The 20,031-nt window shown below is 30.5% G+C and carries 19 protein-coding genes; 13 read left to right on the top strand and 6 right to left on the bottom strand.

Features of this window, described 5'->3' with window-relative positions; genetic code table 11:
• Positions 1-10 precede the first annotated feature (10 nt).
• The 4 genes from cysS to SJY27_RS03980 all read left to right on the top strand — a co-directional run bounded on the left by cysS (position 11) and on the right by SJY27_RS03980 (position 3,101).
• Positions 11-1,489 (top strand): cysteine--tRNA ligase, encoded by a 1,479-nt coding sequence (gene cysS / locus SJY27_RS03995; protein ID WP_397446966.1) that lies wholly within the window; start codon positions 11-13, stop codon positions 1,487-1,489.
• A gap of 122 nt (positions 1,490-1,611) precedes the next feature.
• Entirely contained in the window at positions 1,612-1,848 is a 237-nt protein-coding gene (gene yidD / locus SJY27_RS03990; RefSeq protein WP_397447895.1) for a membrane protein insertion efficiency factor YidD, read from the top strand.
• A gap of 103 nt (positions 1,849-1,951) precedes the next feature.
• The gene (lgt, locus tag SJY27_RS03985; protein ID WP_397446965.1) at positions 1,952-2,782 is read left to right on the top strand and encodes a prolipoprotein diacylglyceryl transferase; all 831 of its coding nucleotides are present in this window, start codon (positions 1,952-1,954) and stop codon (positions 2,780-2,782) included.
• 7 nt (positions 2,783-2,789) lie between these two features.
• Complete coding sequence (locus SJY27_RS03980; RefSeq protein WP_397446964.1) at positions 2,790-3,101, top strand: DUF6787 family protein; 312 nt, start codon at positions 2,790-2,792, stop codon at positions 3,099-3,101.
• Here SJY27_RS03980 and SJY27_RS03975 read toward each other — a convergent pair.
• Positions 3,098-3,382: a hypothetical protein gene (locus SJY27_RS03975; RefSeq protein ID WP_397446963.1), complete on the bottom strand. Its 285-nt coding sequence runs from the start codon at positions 3,380-3,382 to the stop codon at positions 3,098-3,100. The two genes, SJY27_RS03980 and SJY27_RS03975, sit on opposite strands and share 4 nt — an antisense overlap.
• Before the next feature lie 82 nt (positions 3,383-3,464).
• On the opposite strand from SJY27_RS03975, the gene SJY27_RS03970 reads away from it, so the two are divergent.
• Both SJY27_RS03970 and SJY27_RS03965 read left to right on the top strand, forming a co-directional pair.
• On the top strand, positions 3,465-4,091 hold the full coding sequence (locus tag SJY27_RS03970) for an NUDIX hydrolase (RefSeq protein ID WP_397446962.1): 627 nt from the start codon (positions 3,465-3,467) through the stop codon (positions 4,089-4,091).
• 57 nt (positions 4,092-4,148) lie between these two features.
• Positions 4,149-4,967, top strand: coding sequence for a lysophospholipid acyltransferase family protein (locus SJY27_RS03965; RefSeq protein ID WP_397446961.1), 819 nt, complete (start codon positions 4,149-4,151; stop codon positions 4,965-4,967).
• A 20-nt stretch (positions 4,968-4,987) separates the two neighbouring features.
• Here the strand turns inward: SJY27_RS03965 and SJY27_RS03960 are convergent, their stop codons facing one another.
• The gene (locus SJY27_RS03960; protein ID WP_397446960.1) at positions 4,988-5,356 is read right to left on the bottom strand and encodes a DUF4258 domain-containing protein; all 369 of its coding nucleotides are present in this window, start codon (positions 5,354-5,356) and stop codon (positions 4,988-4,990) included.
• A 199-nt stretch (positions 5,357-5,555) separates the two neighbouring features.
• Between SJY27_RS03960 and SJY27_RS03955 the strand changes: the two genes are divergently transcribed.
• The gene (locus SJY27_RS03955; RefSeq protein ID WP_397446959.1) at positions 5,556-6,434 is read left to right on the top strand and encodes an IS982 family transposase; all 879 of its coding nucleotides are present in this window, start codon (positions 5,556-5,558) and stop codon (positions 6,432-6,434) included.
• Positions 6,435-6,600: 166 nt separating this feature from the next.
• On the opposite strand, the gene SJY27_RS03950 is transcribed toward SJY27_RS03955, so the two are convergent.
• On the bottom strand, positions 6,601-7,797 hold the full coding sequence (locus tag SJY27_RS03950) for an alanine dehydrogenase (protein WP_397446958.1): 1,197 nt from the start codon (positions 7,795-7,797) through the stop codon (positions 6,601-6,603).
• Between the two features lie 8 nt (positions 7,798-7,805).
• Positions 7,806-8,213, bottom strand: a complete 408-nt coding sequence (gene tsaE / locus SJY27_RS03945) for a tRNA (adenosine(37)-N6)-threonylcarbamoyltransferase complex ATPase subunit type 1 TsaE (RefSeq protein WP_397446957.1) — start codon at positions 8,211-8,213, stop codon at positions 7,806-7,808.
• Between the two features lie 204 nt (positions 8,214-8,417).
• Here tsaE and SJY27_RS03940 point away from each other — a divergent pair, with 204 nt between their 5' ends.
• From SJY27_RS03940 to SJY27_RS03930, 3 genes are all read left to right on the top strand, one after another.
• Entirely contained in the window at positions 8,418-9,098 is a 681-nt protein-coding gene (locus tag SJY27_RS03940; protein ID WP_397446956.1) for a hypothetical protein, read from the top strand.
• 11 nt (positions 9,099-9,109) lie between these two features.
• Complete coding sequence (locus SJY27_RS03935; RefSeq protein WP_397446955.1) at positions 9,110-10,801, top strand: hypothetical protein; 1,692 nt, start codon at positions 9,110-9,112, stop codon at positions 10,799-10,801.
• Positions 10,802-11,115: 314 nt separating this feature from the next.
• Complete coding sequence (locus tag SJY27_RS03930) at positions 11,116-15,111, top strand: FG-GAP-like repeat-containing protein (RefSeq protein ID WP_397446954.1); 3,996 nt, start codon at positions 11,116-11,118, stop codon at positions 15,109-15,111.
• Positions 15,112-15,345: 234 nt separating this feature from the next.
• Here the strand turns inward: SJY27_RS03930 and aroB are convergent, their stop codons facing one another.
• Positions 15,346-16,404 (bottom strand): 3-dehydroquinate synthase, encoded by a 1,059-nt coding sequence (gene aroB, locus SJY27_RS03925; protein ID WP_397446953.1) that lies wholly within the window; start codon positions 16,402-16,404, stop codon positions 15,346-15,348.
• 90 nt (positions 16,405-16,494) lie between these two features.
• On the opposite strand from aroB, the gene SJY27_RS03920 reads away from it, so the two are divergent.
• Together SJY27_RS03920 and SJY27_RS03915 are read left to right on the top strand one after the other, a co-directional pair.
• The gene (locus SJY27_RS03920) at positions 16,495-17,658 is read left to right on the top strand and encodes a proline dehydrogenase family protein (protein ID WP_397446952.1); all 1,164 of its coding nucleotides are present in this window, start codon (positions 16,495-16,497) and stop codon (positions 17,656-17,658) included.
• Positions 17,658-17,948, top strand: a complete 291-nt coding sequence (locus tag SJY27_RS03915; RefSeq protein WP_397446951.1) for an LETM1 domain-containing protein — start codon at positions 17,658-17,660, stop codon at positions 17,946-17,948. Before SJY27_RS03920 ends, SJY27_RS03915 begins: the two co-directional genes overlap by 1 nt.
• A 285-nt stretch (positions 17,949-18,233) precedes the next feature.
• Here SJY27_RS03915 and fumC read toward each other — a convergent pair whose 3' ends face one another.
• The gene (gene fumC, locus SJY27_RS03910; protein ID WP_397446950.1) at positions 18,234-19,634 is read right to left on the bottom strand and encodes a class II fumarate hydratase; all 1,401 of its coding nucleotides are present in this window, start codon (positions 19,632-19,634) and stop codon (positions 18,234-18,236) included.
• A 155-nt stretch (positions 19,635-19,789) separates the two neighbouring features.
• On the opposite strand from fumC, the gene SJY27_RS03905 reads away from it, so the two are divergent.
• Entirely contained in the window at positions 19,790-19,963 is a 174-nt protein-coding gene (locus SJY27_RS03905; protein WP_397446949.1) for a hypothetical protein, read from the top strand.
• Positions 19,964-20,031 lie beyond the last annotated feature (68 nt).

Below are 20,031 nucleotides of genomic sequence, written 5' to 3'. Positions count from 1 at the left end.
CACTTATTTAATGGAACTCTATAAAGAAAATCAGCTTAAAGTTTACAACTCATTATCAAAATCTAAAGAAGATTTTAACCCCATTACAGAAGGTTATGTAGGTATGTATGTTTGTGGACCAACAGTATACAGCAATGCTCATTTAGGTAATGTAAGAACATTTATGTTTTTTGATGTGGTGTATAGATATCTACTTCATTTAGGTTATAAAGTACGTTATGTGCGCAATATTACAGATGCAGGCCATTTAGAAAACGATGCAGATGAAGGCGAAGATAAAATTGCTAGAAAAGCACGTTTAGAGCAAATAGAACCTATGGAAGTTGTGCAACGTTACACAGTAGATTTTCATAATGTTTTAAAAAACTATAATTTTTTACCACCAAGTATAGAACCTACTGCAACTGGCCACATTGTAGAGCAGATAGAAATGATTAAAGAAATCTTAGAAAAAGGATTTGCTTATGAAGTAAATGGCTCTGTGTATTTTGATGTACACGAATACAATAAAAAAGAAAATTACGGAATTCTATCTGGTAGAAAAGTAGAAGATTTATTAAACAATACCAGAACTTTAGATGGGCAATCAGACAAGAAAAATCCACAAGATTTTGCACTTTGGAAAAAAGCCGATGAAAAGCATATTATGCGTTGGCCTTCTCCTTGGTCCGATGGTTTTCCTGGTTGGCATTTAGAGTGTTCTGTAATGAGTACCAAATATTTAGGCGAAAGTTTTGATATTCATGGAGGAGGAATGGATTTAAAATTCCCACATCACGAATGCGAAATTGCACAATCTAAAACGTGTTCTGGTGTAAACCCTGTAAATTATTGGATGCATACCAATATGCTTTCTTTAAACGGACAACGAATGTCTAAATCTACAGGTAATTTTATTTTACCAAACGAAATTTTAACAGGAGAAAACGACGTTTTACCAAAAGCATTTTCGGCTTCTGTGGTTCGTTTTTTTAACATGCAAGCCAATTATAGAAGTATCTTAGATTTTTCTGGTGATGCTTTAGAAGCTTCAGAAAAAGGGCATTCTAAATTAATGGAAGCTGTTTCTTATTTAGAAAAAATAGAAGCTGGTAAATCATCTACTTTTGATGTGCAACAATGGAAAAAAGATTGTTATGCAGCAATGAATGATGATTTTAATACACCTATTTTAATATCAAATTTATTTGAAGGTGTAAAAGTAATCAATCAAATAAAAGAAAAGAAAGCAACTTTAACTGCAGATGATTTAGCAGAATTTAAAACCACAATTAACGCCTTTGTTTTTGATGTTTTAGGGTTGATGAATGAAGCCAGTCAAGACAATTCAGAAAAAGTAAAAGGAGTAGTGGAGTTATTAATAAAACTGAGAAAAGAAGCGAGAGAAAATAAAGATTGGGCTTTGTCAGATCAAATTAGAGATGAATTAATAGCATTAGGCATCCAATTAAAAGATGGCAAAGAAGGGACAACTTTCTCAATAAATTAATGCCCATCCTAACCTTCTTAAAGGGAAAGAACTCCAAGCAGAATAATATTTTTTTAATAACAGAAAATTTGTATTTCATGTCGGATCAAATAAATAAAAAGTCAAAGAGTAAATTTCCCCTTTTGGGGTTAGGGGGCTTCTTTATTTTGCTAGTTCGCTTTTATCAAGTAGCAATATCACCTTATACCCCAGCAACTTGTAGGTATTCACCAACATGTTCTCATTACACTATAGAAGCTTTGCAAAAACACGGTTTATTTTCTGGAGGTTGGTTATCTTTGAAGCGTATTTTTAGTTGTCATCCTTGGGGAGGTAGTGGTTATGATCCTGTTCCTGAAAAATTAGAAAAAAGAAACTAGAATTAACACATAAGACGAATTGACTTATGAAAAACGATAGGTTAGAGTTAAATTTTTAATTTAACTTTACGTATCAAACTTTAAATTTTGAATTAAAGAAAATATGAGTTTTTTAGCAATAGAGTGGGATCCATCATTAGGTATTGACTTAGGTTTTTTTACCATTAGATGGTATAGTTTAATGTTTGTAGCCGCTTTTTTATTGGGTTTACACCTAATGAAAAAAATCTATGTTGAAGATAAAATTCCTGCAGATAAATTAGATACGCTTTTTATGTACGTATTTGTATCTATGTTAATAGGTATGCGTTTGGGTGATGTCTTTTTTTATAGTTGGGATTATTATCAAAATCATTTACTAGAAATTATTTTGCCATTTAAGCAGGTAAATGGTTCTTGGAAATTTACAGGTTTTACAGGTTTTGCAAGTCATGGTGCTGCAATAGGTATACCCATAGCCATGTATTTTTATGCAAAAAAGCATTTACAAAAACCATGGTTGTTTATCTTAGATAGATTAGCCATTATGGTGGCTTTAGCTGGTTTTTTTATTCGATTTGGTAATTTCTTTAATTCAGAAATTTATGGAAAAGAAACAGGTAGTGATTTTGGGATAATTTTTAAAGGAGCAGGAGAAACTGCAGCAAGACATCCAACCCAATTGTACGAAGCTTTCAGTTACTTAACTTTATTTTTTGTCATGTGGTATTTGTATTGGAAAACAGATAAAAAACAACAAATTGGTTTCCTTTTTGGTTTGTTTACAGTTGTATTATGGTCGCTTCGTTTTTTCATTGAATTTTTGAAAGAACCACAAGTAGATGGTAGAGAAGATTGGGTTTTTAATGCGTTAAATACAGGACAAGTGTTAAGTATACCCTTAGTTTTATTAGGATTATGGCTAATGTTTAGAAAATCTAAAAATCAGAAGTAGTTGCGTAATGGAAAAATTAAAAGAAAGATGGGGTATTGATAGCAATTGGGCAGTAGTTGCTATTTTTATGGTTTTTGCAATTAATGGTTCTTTTGCGGCTTGGGTAGCAAAACCAGTAACAGAACTTTTAGGATTATCTTCTGAAACGATGAATCCTTTTATTTATTATCCTTTACGAATATTGCTTATTTTCCCAATTTATCAAATTACTTTACCAATTTTAGGATGGGTTTTTGGGCAATTCAAGTTCTTTTGGGCTTTTGAAAAAAAGTTTTTAAGTAGACTAGGACTTGGGTTTTTATTTAAACAAGACTACTAAACATCAATAGTAATTGTTTTTTCTTCAGTAACAATTTCTTCTTTTTTGATGATATACGTGTATATCCACATTAAGGTAAAGGTTGGTATGATATCAGATAATGGAAAGATTTCTTCAAAAAAACTGATAATACCTGCAACTTTTCCTTTTGTACCCGAATACATTTTAGTCATCAAATAACCTGAAAAAGGAGCCCAAGCAATATCTATAAACGGTATTGGTATAAAACCAATAGCATCTAACACTATACTATAAATTAATTTTTTATATTTTTTATTCATACCAATATCAGTTCAAAATTCTTGCCAAAAAACAATTATTTGTGGTTGAAAACCCTAAGTTTGTTAAAAGTAAAGAAACAAAATGAATTTTAAAGACTTTCTTTCAAAAATTGAACGCTATAAGGCATTGGAATTAGGTGGTTTAGAAGCGCAATTTAAAATGGCTCCTAAATTACGTTTAACATACAATAAAAATAAAATTAAGGCAAACAACCCTAGAAAAGCTGCAGTTTTGGCGCTTTTTTATCCAGATAAAAATAATACGACTACCTTATTATTAACTAAAAGAGCGAGTTACAAGGGTACCCATTCAGCTCAAATTAGTTTTCCAGGTGGTAAAATAGAACAAAATGATATAAACTTACAAGAAACAGCCTTAAGAGAAACTTTTGAAGAAGTAGGTGTAGCATCTTCAACAATAAAAGTTATTCGTCAATTAACCGATGTTTATATTCCGCCAAGTAATTTTTTAGCAACTCCGTTTATCGGTTTTACGCATCAAAGGCCAACATTGACTAAAAACCACGAAGTGGCAGAACTTATAGAAGTTTCATTAAAAGATGTATTAAATGATGAACATTTAACCACAGTAAATTTAACGACATCATATATGAAAAATATAGATGTACCCTGTTTTAAAATTGATAATCATATCATTTGGGGAGCAACAGGAATGATGTTATCCGAAATTAAAGAACTCTTAAAATAGTAAGTTCTTAAATTGTTTTGTAATTTTGTTAGCCAAACCAAGAAAAACCTAATATAAATGCCTTTATTTAAAAGGAATCCTTTTGGACATTATCTATTTATAAAAAAGTTTATCATACGCCTTTTTGGAGTTATTTCTCATGGAAGGTATAGAAAATTTAATAATTTACAAATAGAAGGTTCTGAAGTATTAAGAAACTTACCAGAAAAAAATGTTTTATTCATTTCTAATCATCAAACGTATTTTGCAGATGTTGCTGCTATGTTTCATGTATTTAATGCTTCTTTAAGTGGTAGAGATGATAGTATAAAAAACATTGGTTACATCTGGAATCCGAAATTGAATATATATTTTGTTGCAGCTGGCGAAACAATGCGTGCTGGTTTATTACCTAAACTATTTGCGTATGCAGGTTCTGTTTCTATTGATAGAACCTGGAGAAGCGCAGGTAAAAATGTAAATAGGCAAGTTAAAAATTCTGATATTTCAAATATTGGAAAAGCTATAAAAGATGGTTGGGTAATTACTTTTCCACAAGGTACCACTACGCCTTTTAAACCTATTAGAAGAGGAACTGCACATATTATAAAAACCTATAAACCAGTAGTTGTGCCTATTGTAATTGACGGTTTTAGACGTTCTTTTGATAAAAAAGGATTGAATATTAAAAGAAAAAATGTTTTGCAATCTATGGTAATTAAAGAACCTTTAGAAATTGATTACGAAAACGAAGAAATTGCAGATATTGTAACAAAAATTGAATATGCTATTGAGCAACATCCGTCGTTTTTAAAAGTACTCTCACCCAAAGAAGCAGAAGAATATATTAAGATGGAAGAAGAATTGAATAAAAAGAGGGAATTTTGGGGTGCTTAAAATAGTAACTACATAAAATTTTAATCGATAATAATTTTATCAATAGTAGCAGTAGAATCGCAACGTGTAACGTACAGACTTATATTTTCTAATTCCTTTTTACCAGTAATATAATACGATGCACAAGGTTTTTGTCTTGGTTTACTTTTACCAAAATTAACATCACCTGTATATAAAATAGTAGCTACTGCAGTAGTATCAATATTAGAATTTTGCATTACTTTTTTAGCGCCATCAGAAAATATTCTTTTTTTTATTCTGATTGTTTTTAACGTTCTTGCATCCATTCCATAATCAAAAGTTGCGTTTTTTTTCTGCCAAAAAAAATACACACCAATTGAACTGATTGAAACTCCTACTAAAAAATATCCTATTCGTTTAAGTAACATATTTATATTATAATTTGCAAAAATAATCGAATTTTGACCATAATTTCTTTAAAAACCGATTTCTTTTTAATGAGATATGAGATTTAATTAAAAGTAAAATACTTTTTTAATAAACTCGTTGTGCATTATGATTTAAGAAAAAAAAGTTGTTCATCTTACTGATAATCAGTAATTTGTTTTTTGCTACAAAACATTTATAATGAACAACTTAACTGCAAATTACGAAAGAATATTGGAAGTTTTAAGAAAAATATCAAAAGAACAACTATTAAGTTACCAAAGGCGTAAGCCAAAAATGAGTGATTTAGAGTTAATAAGCTTAGCATTAACATCTGAGTTTATGGGAATTGATAGTGAGAATGATTTGTTTAGAAAACTTCCCATATCAATTTCTGTGAAAATAGAACGTAGTGTTTACAACAGGAGAAAAAGAAATTTATCAAATCATATGGATACTATTCGTTTAAAATTAGCTTCTTATTTTAATGAATTTGAAGACTACTTTATTATAGACAGTATGCCTTTAGAGATTTGTAAATTATCAAGAAGTAGCCGTTCTAAAATATGTAAAGAATCGATTTATAGTTTTCCTGATAAAGGGTATTGTGCTTCTCAAAATTCAAGGTACTATGGGTATAAGTTACACGCTGTTTGCTCGGTAAGTGGCGTTTTTCAAAGCTTTGATTTAAGTCCTGCATCTGTTCACGATATTCATTATTTGAAAGATATTCAAACGCAAATTAAAGATTGTACATTACTAGCAGACAAAGGGTATTTGTCGTCGGAAATTCAACTAAATTTATTTGAAACCTGTAAAATAACACTGAATACTCCTATGAGGAAAAATCAAAAAAACTATAGAAAACAACCTTATGTTTTTAGGAAAAAAAGAAAGAGAATAGAAACTTTATTCTCTCAACTTTGTGACCAATTTATGATCAGAAGAAATTATGCAAAATCTTTTGATGGGTTCAAAACTAGAATACTATCTAAGATAACTGCTTTAACTGTAATACAGTTTATCAATAAATTTATCTTTGATAGAAACATTAATAATCTTAAAATTAGCATTATTTAAAATGCACAACGAGTTTAATAAAGTCTATTTTAATTAATATAGAGCATTTAGGCTTTATTAAAAGATAAAAATTTTATGATATAATAAAATAAATGTCTGTTAATTTTTGTTGTAGAATTAGTTACTTTTAGTTAGCATAAACTGATAAACTATAAAAAAACAATTTTTACAGAATTAGTAAATTAATGTCTCTAAAAGGAATATCAAACCAATCTGCAACCGTTTTATTGGTTAAAATACCATGGTAAAAATACATTCCGTTTCGTAAACTTTTATCAAAACGAGCTGCATTCTCAAAACCACCTTCGTCAGCAATATTTAATAAATAAGGCATAAATATATTACTAATAGAAACAGAAGCTGTTCTAGAATATCGAGAAGGAATATTGGGTACACAGTAATGTATAACTCCGTGTTTTACAAATGTTGGATTGCTATGGGATGTAACATTTGAAGTTTCAAAACAACCACCTCTATCTATACTTACATCTACAATAACAGCGCCTTCTTTCATAGTTTCAATCATGGTTTCTGTTGCACATATTGGCGACCTGTTTTTGCCTCTAATTGCTCCAACAGCTACATCACAACGCATTAATGCTTTTGCAACAGATTTTGGTTGAATTGTAGAGGTATAGATAGGAGAATTTAAGCAATCTTGTAATTTTCTTAATTTAGAAATAGAATTGTCAAAAACCTTAACCCTGGCACCAAGCCCAAGTGCAGTTTTTGCAGCGTATTCGCCAACAGTACCTGCACCAAAAATAACAACGCTAGATGGGGGTACACCACCAATATTACCAAGTAACAATCCATTTCCTTGGTGTACACCACTCATTAATTCACCTGCAATTAGAATAGATGCAATACCTGCTATTTCACTTAAAGATTTTACAACAGGGTACGTATTGTGTTCATCTTTAATATAATCAAACGCAACAGCAGTTATTCTTTTTTTGGCTAAAGCTTCAAAATAATTTTTAGATTGAGTTTTTAATTGAAGTGATGATATTAGTATTGTTTGTGGATTTAAATACGCAATTTCTTTTTCACTTGGTGGGGCAACTTTTAAAACAATATTACATTTAAAAGCTTCTTCAACATCATAAGAAATTTTGGCTCCAGCTTCAGAATACTCATTATCAGTAAAGTTTGCTCCATTACCAGCACCAGTTTCAATAACTATTCTATGGCCATGTGCAATTAAAGCAGCAACAGCATCTGGGGTTAAACATACTCTTTTTTCACTAAGGTAGGTTTCTTTTGGCAAGCCTATAAAAAGCGCTCCTTTTTTCTTTTTAACCTCTAACATTTCTGTTTGAGGTAATAACTCTTCTTTACTAAAAGGAGAAAATTGACTCATGGGTACTATTATTTTATTTTAATATTACGTTTGTGATCATCTAAAATAGAAAGATGAACTTCAACAGCATCTAAAGGTAATAAATTTTTAATATTTTCTGGCCATTCTATCAAACACCAGTCATTATTATAAAAATACTCTTCAATACCCATATCTAATGCTTCTTCTTCATTATTGATTCTGTAAAAATCAAAGTGATATACTTTTTCATTATTAATGGTTTGATATTCATTAACCAAAGAAAAAGTAGGAGAAGATATATTGTCTTGTACGTTTAACGCTTTACAAATAGCTTTAATTAAAGTGGTTTTGCCAACTCCCATTTCTCCATAAAACAATACTATTTTGTGGTCTACTACTGTTATAATCTTTGCAGCGAGGTCGTTTAAATTTTTTAAGGAATAATTTATATTCATACTACTTTTATGCATGTTACAAAAATAATAAAGTAAATTCAGTTTTATTTCAATAGTCTAATTATTAATTTTTTGTTAAAATACCTATTAGTAGGTATTGCATAGGTCATATTAAAAACACATATTTGCGATACCAACAATATTAAAACTATTATAAGATGAAAAAAGAAATTATGAAACAAAACCAAATCAATTAAAAAAACTATGAAAAAAATTATTACGACTATTATGTTTGGTATATTGATATATGGAAATCAATATGCACAAGAAGAAACAAGTACAGATTCTCTTAAGGTTAGAAAAAATGCAATTGGGGTGTCTTTTGGTACAGGTTTTGGGTTTGATTACTCTAGAACGTTAAAAAAAGATAAACTATACGTTACTGCTAGTTATAATACTTTGGTATATTCTATTGATGGAATAGAACAGGAAATTAGTGGTGAAGATTTGTTAGTAGACACTAGTCTAGATTTTAAGAATATTGATGTTAAGTTAAGTTACCATCCTTTTTCTAACGCATTTAAAATTGTTGGAGGAATAGGTTTCTTTTCAACCAATAATATTAATGTAATTACAACATTTAAAGAAAACATTACTGTAGGTGAGGTTGAATTTAACGCTGCTGATTCTGGGAATTTAGATATTAACTTTGACTGGTCTAAAACTGCTCCTTATGTAGGTTTAGGTTTTGGTAGAGCTGTAGCTAACAAAAGACTAGGTTTTGCATTCGATTTTGGGTCGTATATTTCTAGTTCACCAGAAATTACATTAGACGCAACTGGTATTATTGAACAAACAGCAGACCAAGAAGGTTTATTGAACGAAAGTTTTGAGAGTTTTAAGTTTATACCTTATGGATCATTTAGATTATCATACTCATTTTAAAAAAAAAATACATGAAAAAATTAATACAATTATTCACAATTTGTTTGGTAATAACAGCTTGTGATTTTCAAAAAGTAACAGACTTACAAGATAATTTTGAAATAAAAGTATCTGCAGAACCTGTATTTAGCATCGTAAATTTAAAAGTTTTTAATGCCAAAGACGGTTCTGATATACTAGAAAGTTTAGATTTAAGTTTTTCTGGAGCAGATGCAGATAAAATATATACTGTTAATGGTACAAGAGATTACAAAATAGAAAACGGATTTGTAACTTTAGGAATCAATAGAAATTCTACTGTAAGTGCAGAAAACCCAATAAGCGTAACAGCAGTAATTAGTGCAAGCGGTTATGTGTCCAAAACTCAAGAGGTTAATTTTGATGGAAGTGACATACAAGAAGTTCAAATTTCTTTGATGAAAGAATCAGACTTACCACAGGCTGTATCCTTTCAATCTGTTACAGAGGGTTTAACAGATAACAAAACAACTCAAGAGATTTTACTTGAGGTTCCTCCAGCAAATGATGAAGATGATGTTGTAGAAGTTTCTATACCTGCAGATACTGAGTTTTATGACGAAGATGGGAATACAATTACTGGTAGTGATGTAACTGTAGAATTACAGTCTTTTGACACTACTGTGCCAACTTTAGATGAACTTTCTGAAAATGTTACAAACCCAGAAACATTAGCAGGTGGGTTTAATGAATTTCCAGGTAGTTTAGAAATTGATGCACCAGCTAAAAGTAGCAACTCTACTAACGCAATTGGTTCTTATTTATCTCCAATCGGATCTTTATATTGTATTTACTACTATGTAAACGGAAGAAGAGTTTCTGGTGTATCTAGGCCAACAACATACTCTTTTAGTGTAAATAGCAATACGATTAACCCAAATACAGGTCAGAGAGCTAAAGCAGGAGATATCATTTCTTTTTACAGAACTGTAAACAATACCAATACAAAGATTGCAGATATTCCATTAACTAGTAGAACAAGTTGGTGGGGTCGTACTTACCTTTCTTTTAGAGTAACTATTCCTGCAGGACCAGGTGTTTATCCTTATGGTTTTGAAGTAACACCTTCTTGTAATACATTATCAAGTAATGGTGGTGTAACTTTTAAAAACGATGGAAGAAGAACGTTTTATAGTTATTATGTAGCAAGTAAATACAATCCACGAAGAGCTTTAAGATGGGGGTATATGTATTTTGATGGAACTTATCAAGTAAATCAAAGTAACCTTAGATATTATAGAAATAGAGCCTTAGATATGCTTAAAGATGATATGATACTTACAATTTACTATTATAATAGACAAGATAGAAGGTATACAATTGCATATCAAGAAGAAGTATCTAAATGTGATTTAGATGGGCAAACCATAGATATTACAAACACAGAATGTTATCAAGAAAGAGATTTAGATTTAAGTTTAGAGTGTCCTGATGCAACTTACTTATTAAACAACTTGTATGTATATTATAAGAAAGAAAGCGATAGGTCTTGGTCTTATTTTGATAGAGTTTCTAACTCTAGATTAAATGGAAAATCACCTTGTTTAGAGGCAGGTGTAAAATATCAATTTGGTTTCTGGTATGGTGGATGGAAAGTAACACCTCCTTTAACAGAGCAAGAGATGTTGAATTTATATTTGAATTTTGATTTACCTACAATCTGTAATGCCATTAGAGATTTATAACTAATTATTTAGTTTTTTTATTAAGTTTGGTTAAACGAGTTAATTTTTAATTAACTCGTTTTTTAAAATATAACCATTTATGTATTGTTTTTGCTTCTCCAAAAAAATATGTAGCTAACATTTTTATACCACAAGTTTTTCTTATCTGAACCCAACATAAAGTTTTTAAATTTGTAGTATAACACCATTAATTAATAGATAAACAGATTTTGAACCATACATGATCTAGTATTCTATTTTTACATGGTTTTTAAATTAAAGCAATTTATTAATGAATAAGCGAATTGATGATACTTAAAACAAGTAGAGTTATTATGAAATATTTCCTTTGTTCCTTTATATTAGGTATACTTTGTTCTAATCCAATATTCACGCAAACTTTTCAACAAATTCAAGATGTTGCAGGTCTCAATATTTTAGAACAAAATAATGGGGTTGCTGTAGCTGATTATGATGGAGATTTAGACTTAGATATTTTTGTAGTCGGAGCCAGAAAAGATGTAAATGGTAATGAAAAAACACACAGTAAACTGTTTAGAAATAATAATAATGGCTCTTTTACAGATGTTACTAGCCAATCTGGTATTTCAAACTTATTTCCTTCTATAAGTTACACACCATCAAATCCGGCTTTAGAAGGCGTTAAATATGGGGCTTCATGGGGTGATTATGATAATGATGGTTTTCCAGATTTGTTTTTTACACATCAATATAAAGTACAACTCTTTCATAATAATGGTGATGGAACTTTTACAGAACAAACTACAGAAGCAGGAATTACAACAGCCAATAATTGTTTAAACACAAGTGCCACTTGGTTCGATTTTAATAATGATGGATTTTTAGACATTTATATTTCTGATTGGGGAGAATGTGATTACAATAGTTTTTACATTAATAATGGTGATGGAACTTTTAAAAACGAATCGTTAAAGTTTGCAAGTTCCAAAAAAAATAGGCCTTCTTTTTTAGCATTTCCATACGATTTTAATAAAGATGGTTGGTTAGATATTTACATATCTAATGATTTAGATGAACCTAATGAGCTATTAATCAATGTAAATGGAATAGATAGTTTTGAAGATGCTGCAAGTTATGGCTTAGACCATGCAAAAGATGATATGGGTATTGCTATAAACGATTATAATAATGATGGAAATTTCGATTTTTTTATTACTAATATCAATGAAAATGCATTGCTTAAAAATAATGGAAATAACACCTTTACAGATGTAGCACTAGATAAAAATGTAAAGGAAACAGGTTGGGCTTGGGATAATATTTTTGCTGATTTTGATTTAGATGGAGATGAAGATTTGTTTATTGTTAACGGATTTGAATTAAGTGGACCAGAAAATAATTTTTACTTTAAGAACCTACAAAATGAAGGTCAAGATACCTTTCAAGATATTTCATCAGAAATACAATTAAATGATGTTTCAAAAGGGTATAGTGCATGTTCTTTTGATTTTGATAATGATGGCGATTTAGATTTATTTGTATCTAACTTAGATAGAGCATCCTATTTTTACAGTAACCAAACTATTGAGCCTAATCAAGCAAATAATTTCAGTTGGTTTAAATTATCTTTACAAGGTACATTGTCTAATAGAGATGCTATTGGAACTACAATTTCAGTTGAAACTGATAAAGGGACTTTTCATCGTTATTATACGGGTATAGGATTTTTATCTCAAAGTTTACAAGCCGTTCATTTTGGTTTAGCTGAGGCAACAAAAATAAAAAAACTAACTATAAAGTGGCCTTTGGGTCTTATTGAAACCTACGATAATCTTAAAATTAATGAACATTTAAAAGCCATAGAAGGTAAGGGGTTAGAAGTGCTTAATATACAACCAGCCAACTTTATTTATGGATGCACAGATCCAGAATCGTGTAATTACAATCCATTAGCCACCAGAGATGATGGCAGTTGTGAGTATTTGTCGGTTTCAGAAATTACAGGTGTAACAGAATCTGGTTTTAATAATACAGATACTTACAGCTATAATCTTCTAGAAAATAATCAAATTAAATGGACAGTAGAAGGGGGGCATATTATTAAAGGTCAAGGTACAAATTCAATATCGGTAACTTGGGGGTTAGAGCCTTTAGGTATTGTTACTGCGCAAGTTTTTAACGATAATTGTATTAGTGATATTTCAAGTCTTAATGTAGCACTTCATATAAATAATGTCTCTGAAAATGTTTCAATAGCAAGAATTTGGAATGAAGCTCTTTTAGAAGCTATTCGTAAAGATTTTGCAAGGCCAACTGTGCATGCACGTAATTTATTCCATACCTCAGTAGCTTTATTTGATAGTTGGGCTATTTATAACAATACTGCAAGACCATATTTTATAGGAAATACTGTGCATGGTTTTACAAGTAATTTAAATGAATTTACACCTTTAGAAACAGAAGATGTTTCTCAAAAAAAGACAATGAGCTATGCTACTTATCGACTTTTAATGCATCGTTTTAAAAACTCTCCAGGAGCCGAAAAAAGTTTAGAGCGTTTTAATTTAATTATGAATCAGCTAGGTTTTGATATTTCTTTTACTTCTGTAGATTATGAAACTGGAAATGCTGCTGCGTTAGGTAATTATATAGCTCAAATGCTTATTGAATATGGGAAAAATGATGGTTCTAATGAAAGTAATGATTATGAAAATTCTTTTTATGATCCTATAAACCCAGCTCTAAATTTAAGTGTCTTTGGTGAGCCTACAGGATTATTAAATCCAAATCGTTGGCAACCTTTATCATTTAACACTTTTATAGATCAAAGTGGAAATTTGTTTACAGGATCTGTGCCTAGTTTTTTAGGAGCTGAATGGGGTAGTGTATTTCCATTTTCTTTATCTGAATCAAATAGCGAACTATTTGAAAGAAATGGAGAAATATATCGTGTTTATCATAATCCTGGTCAGCCACCTGAGTTAGATATCACAAATAAAACCACAGAAAATGAAGAGTATAAATGGAACTTTTCTTTGGTTTCAGTTTGGGGTTCTCACTTAGACCCTTCAGATGGTGTAATGTTAGATATTTCACCTAATACTATTGGAAATATTGATATCCAGAATATTCCAGAATCGTTTTCAGATTTTCCAGATTTTTATAATTTAATTGAAGGGGGTGATATTAGTAAAGGGCATTCTATAAACCCATCAACTGGTCTGCCTTATGATGTACAAATGGTTCCAAGAGGAGATTATGGAAGAGTGCTTGCAGAGTATTGGGCAGATGGTCCAGATTCAGAAACACCACCAGGTCATTGGTTTACTATTTTAAATTATGTATCTGACCATCCACAATTAGAAAAAAGATTTAATGGAAAGGGGGCAGTTTTAAGTTCGTTAGAATGGGATGTAAAAACCTATTTTATTTTATCTGGTGCTATGCATGATGCTGCTATTTCTGCTTGGGGAATAAAAGGTTGGTACGATTATATTAGACCCATTTCTGCAATTAGATATATGTGCGAATTAGGGCAAAGTACCAACCCTAATTTAGAGAATTATCATATTGGAGGTATTCCATTAATTGATGGTTTTATTGAAACTGTAGAGGTTGGTGACCCCTTAAGTGGATCAAATAACCAAAATGTAGGAAAAATTAAATTGTATAGCTGGAAAGGACACGATTTTATTTCAAATTCAGAAACAGATGTGGCTGGTGTAGGTTGGATTTTAGCAGAAAACTGGTGGCCTTACCAAAGGCCGTCGTTTGTAACGCCTCCTTTTGCGGGTTTTGTATCTGGTCATTCTACATTTTCTAGAGCTGCAGCAGAAGTCATGACACTTATAACAGGAAATGAATTTTTTCCTGGTGGAATGGGCGAGTTTGTGGCAAAAAAAGATGAATTTTTGGTTTTTGAAAAAGGTCCATCAGTAGATATCACTTTACAATGGGCAACTTATAGAGATGCTTCAGATCAAACGAGTTTATCAAGAATTTGGGGAGGAATTCATCCTCCAGCAGATGATCTTCCTGGTAGATTTATTGGAGAAAAAGTTGGGATTGAGGCCTATAATTTTGCGATACCATATTTTAATCCTCAAGTGCCTATGGTAGAAAATTCAAAAGATATTTCAATACATCCAAATCCTGCAACTTCAACGTTATCAATTTCTGTATTCAATAATCTAGAATTTAAAGGTGTAGAAATATATAATATATTGGGTGAGAAAATCTTATATTCTAATAGCAATAATATAAATTTAGAAACTTTAGCAAAAGGTATTTATTTAGCCAAAGTGCTAACTAGTAATGGAATTCGTAATGAAAAATTTATAAAACAATAATTTTTTTACACTGTTACGTATTACACAAAATATATAAAACAACTATTTATTAAGCTTTGTTAAACCACCGTCTAAAAAGCATTAAAATTTGTCTTTTTAACTGTAATGGAGAAATCTTATTTACTAATAATTTAATATATATGACATTACTCAAAATCACCTATTAATCTACTTTTCAGTTTGTCTTTTATATCTTTAAATAATTTTAGTTGATTGTTCTTAAAGATATATAAATTACTCGTTATAAAACTCCATACTTTCAGTAACCAATTCTAAAGGCACTTTACAATCTAACTTAAAATCTTCATAGTCATTTAACAGCACAAAATTTACTTGGCCGTTAACATTTTTCTTGTCGTGTTTTAATAAATCTAAGATTAATGAAAAATCTTCTTGTAGTAAGTTGGTTTTATTATAAATAGATAAAACTAAGTTTTTAACCTCACCAACTTTTTCTGTTGGAAAACCTAATAATTTTGATGACATATAACATTCACAAACCATACCAATAGCAATCGCTTCACCATGTGTAAGGTTTTCTTTATCTTCAGATTCTAAGTAAAAAGATTCGATTGCATGCCCCAAAGTATGTCCAAAATTTAAAATTTTGCGCAAGTTCTTTTCTTTAGGATCTTGTAAAACTACCTCATTTTTAATTTCAACAGATCTAAAAATTAAGTCGCTAATCTCTAAATTTTTATTGTCTTTTATTTCATTAAAAAGATGGATGTCATAAGTCAGCCCATATTTAATAATTTCTGCTGTACCCGATTTTATTTCTCTTGGTGCAACTGTGGTTAAATAATCAACATCAACTATAACCATTTCAGGATTAGCAAACAGACCAATTTGGTTTTTTAAAACCCCTAAATCTACACCTGTTTTTCCGCCAACAGAAGCATCAACCATAGACAAAAGGGTAGTGGGTATGTTAACAAAATCAATTCCACGTTTAAAACAAGAAGCTACAAAACCACCTAAATCTGTAATAACACCACCACCTAAAGTAATTAGTAAGCTTTTACGATCTCCACCCAATGCTGTAATTGCATTCCAAACACCAATACAGGTTTCTAAATTTTTATTGATTTCTCCAGATTCAATTTCTATAAGTTCAATCGTTTTGTCGGTTTTTAAATTCGGTATAAATTTAGGATAACATTGCGCTAACGTATTTTCATCAACCAAAATAAAGATAGTTGAGTAATTATTTTTATCGATTAAATTAGAGAGCGCTGTATAGCTTTCTTTTTGAAAATGAACAGGATAAGAAACTGCTTGAATGGTTTTCATTTGTATTATTATTGATTGTGCAAATTAAAAACAAATTCTATAATAATTGCTATTCTAATGGTATATTTGTATCTACTAAAACGATGTAGTATGAAACTTTTTGACAATACTGAAGTGGCCTTTGCATTAAAATCAGATTCGCAATTAGAAAGAGCCTATTTTTTGTTTAGAATGATACAGAATCAACCTATGGTTAAAATAGGTAGTGCTGTAACTAATTTTGCATTAAAAGCACATTTACCCATAGAAGGTTTAATTCGTTCTACTGTTTTTGATCATTTTTGTGGTGGTGTAACAGAAAATGATTGTATGCCTATTATAGATAATATGTACAATAATGGCAATGTACACAGTGTTTTAGATTATTCTGTAGAAGGTAAAGAGGAAGAGGCAAGTTTTGATGGTGCATTAGAAAAAATTCTTAAAATTATTGATTTTTGCGAAGAAAAAAAATCCATTCCTTATGCAGTTTTTAAACCTACAGGTTTTGGCAGGTTTGCATTGTATCAAAAATTATCTGAAGGAAAAACTTTAGATAATGAAGAACAAGAAGAGTGGAATAGAGTAGTGGCTCGTTTTCAGAAAGTTTGTAAAGTTGCCCATCAAAAAGATGTTCCTTTATTAATTGATGGTGAAGAAAGTTGGATGCAAAAAGCTGCAGATGATTTAATTGAAGAACTAATGGAAACCTACAATAAAGACAAAGCTATTGTTTTTAATACATTACAAATGTATAGACATGATAGAATGGATTATTTAAAGGGTTTGCATCAAAAAGCTAAAGAAAAAGGATTTCATATAGGTATGAAAGTAGTTAGAGGTGCTTATATGGAAAAAGAACGAGAAAGAGCAGAAGCAAAAGGTTATCCATCACCAATATGTAAAGATAAAAACGCTACAGATAAAAATTATGATGCTGCTATTACTTATATGATAGAACACCCAAATATGGCACTATTTGTAGGTACGCATAATGAAGAAAGCTCTTATTTGGCAATGGAATTGGCAAAAAAACGTGGAGTTCATGAAAATGATAATCGTTTGTGGTTTGGCCAATTATTTGGTATGAGCGATCATATTAGTTACAATTTGGCAAACCAAGGCTACAATGTAGCAAAATATTTACCTTTTGGTCCTGTTAGAGATGTTATGCCGTATTTAATTCGCAGAGCAGAAGAAAACACATCTGTAGAAGGGCAAACTAGTAGAGAATTAAATCTCTTAAAAACCGAGCGTAAACGTAGAAAATTATAATGAAAACAGTTGATGAGATTAAAGAATTATTGCAAAGAAATAAATTGAGATTGTATCAAGAACTGTCTCAAAGTAAAGAGGCAATGCAATTAATACGCAAGTCTACGCACTCAAAATTATCTGAAGAAGAGAAAGAAAAAGTAAAAGAACAGTTATTAGATATTTGTAAGTCTATACCTGCTTTGGCTGTTTTTTTATTGCCTGGTGGTGCATTACTACTTCCACTTTTAATTAAGCTAATTCCAGATATTTTACCATCTTCCTTTAGAGAAGATCCTCCTAAACCTTAATTTTTTCTAGGTGTATTCTCAGAATTTGTTTTATTTGATGTTGATCTAAAGAAACCTTTTTTTAATAGGTATATATCATATTAAAATATATAAATAAAAAGAGACTGTCTGAAAAGTTTTAAAGCCTGTCAATTTAGTTTTATGGAGAAATCTAATTCATTGAATTTAATTGAATAGATTTTTCGACTCCATGGCATTTGGTTATAAATGACATAATTTAGTACTTTTAAAACAGTCTCTTCTTAAAATATCAATACCTATTACATAGTAATATAATGGGTTTATTTATTTCAAACTTCCAGTCATTTCTTCTGGTTTTACCCAAGCATCATATTCTTCTGGAGTTACATAACCCAAACGCACAGCTTCTTCTTTTAAAGTTGTACCATTTTCATGAGCCGTATTTGCAATTTCTGCAGCTTTGTAATAGCCTATTTTTGTATTTAAGGCAGTAACTAACATTAATGAATTATTGACTAACTCTTTTATTCTAGAATGATTTGGTGTTATACCAGCAGCACAATTTTCATCAAAAGAAACACAAGCATCGCCAATTAGTTGTGCAGATTGTAATACGTTTGCAGCCATCATTGGTTTAAAAACGTTTAGCTCATAATGTCCTTGAGTACCCCCAATAGTTACAGCAACATCATTACCCATAACTTGCGCACAAACCATGGTCATGGCTTCAGCTTGAGTAGGATTTACTTTTCCTGGCATAATAGATGAACCTGGTTCATTTGCAGGAATAATAATTTCTCCTATTCCAGATCTTGGGCCAGAAGCCATTAATCTGATATCGTTAGCAATTTTGTTTAAAGAAACCGCAATTTGTTTTAAAGCACCATGCGTTTCTACCAAAGCATCGTGAGCCGCTAAAGCTTCGAATTTATTTTCGGCAGTAATAAATGGCATTCCTGTAAATTTGGCAATGTATTTTGCAACTAAAACATCATAACCAGTAGGAGTGTTTAGTCCAGTACCTACAGCAGTTCCACCCAATGCTAATTGAGATAAATGTTCTAACGTATTTTTTAATGCTTTTAACCCAAAGTTTAATTGTGCTACATAACCAGAAAACTCTTGTCCTAAGGTTAAAGGAGTAGCATCCATTAAATGTGTACGTCCAATTTTTACAACATCAGCAAATGCCTCTGATTTTGTTTTTAAAGTATCTCTTAATTGCTCAATGCCAGGAATAGTAGTTTCAACGATTTTTTTGTAGACAGCTATATGCATACCTGTAGGAAAAGTATCGTTTGATGATTGCGATTTGTTTACATCATCATTAGGTTGAATGGTTTTCTCGCCTTCACCAATAATTTTTCCAGCAATTTCGTGTGCTCTATTTGCAATTACTTCGTTCACATTCATGTTAGATTGTGTACCAGAACCCGTTTGCCAAATTACTAAAGGAAATTGGTCATTGTGTTTGCCTTCTAAAATTTCATCACAAACTTGTGCAATTAAGTCTCTTTTTTCTAATGACAAAACTTCTAATTCACAATTGGTAAATGCAGCTGCTTTTTTAAGATATGCAAAGCCATAAACTACTTCTAAAGGCATAGAAGCTGGTGCACCAATTTTAAAGTTATTTCTAGAACGTTCTGTTTGTGCCCCCCAATATTTATCTGCTGGCACATTAACCTTACCCATGGTGTCTTTTTCTACTCTATATTTTGTCATTTTTACTATAAATTTTAGATGAAACAAATTTACAAAAAACAATTAGCAGTTAAAGTTGATAAATGTCATTTTTAAAAGCTAAAAAAAAGTTTTTTTGATATGAATTTTTAAAAATAAATATTATTTTTGCTTAAAATAATTTTCAAAACGCACAGATGTTAGATTTTTCACAATTTTCAGGACTAGTTTTATTTATGTTTATTTTTACAGCCGGTTTTTGGTTGTTGATTTTCTTATTAACATTCGTAGTACCTTATTGGATTGGTGGTACCATTTTGGAAAACTTAAAATTAAAGAAAGAGGCTAAAGAAGCTGCTGAAGGTAAATAACTTTTACTTTTATAACCTATTAAAAAACTCGTAAAGTGTATTACTTTACGAGTTTTTTTTATGAGTTT

It is taken from the genome of Polaribacter sp. R77954, assembly GCF_044595335.1.
Taxonomy (GTDB): domain Bacteria; phylum Bacteroidota; class Bacteroidia; order Flavobacteriales; family Flavobacteriaceae; genus Polaribacter.
Note: the sequence above shows the minus strand (reverse complement) of the source record. Positions and strands in the feature narration are given on the sequence as shown.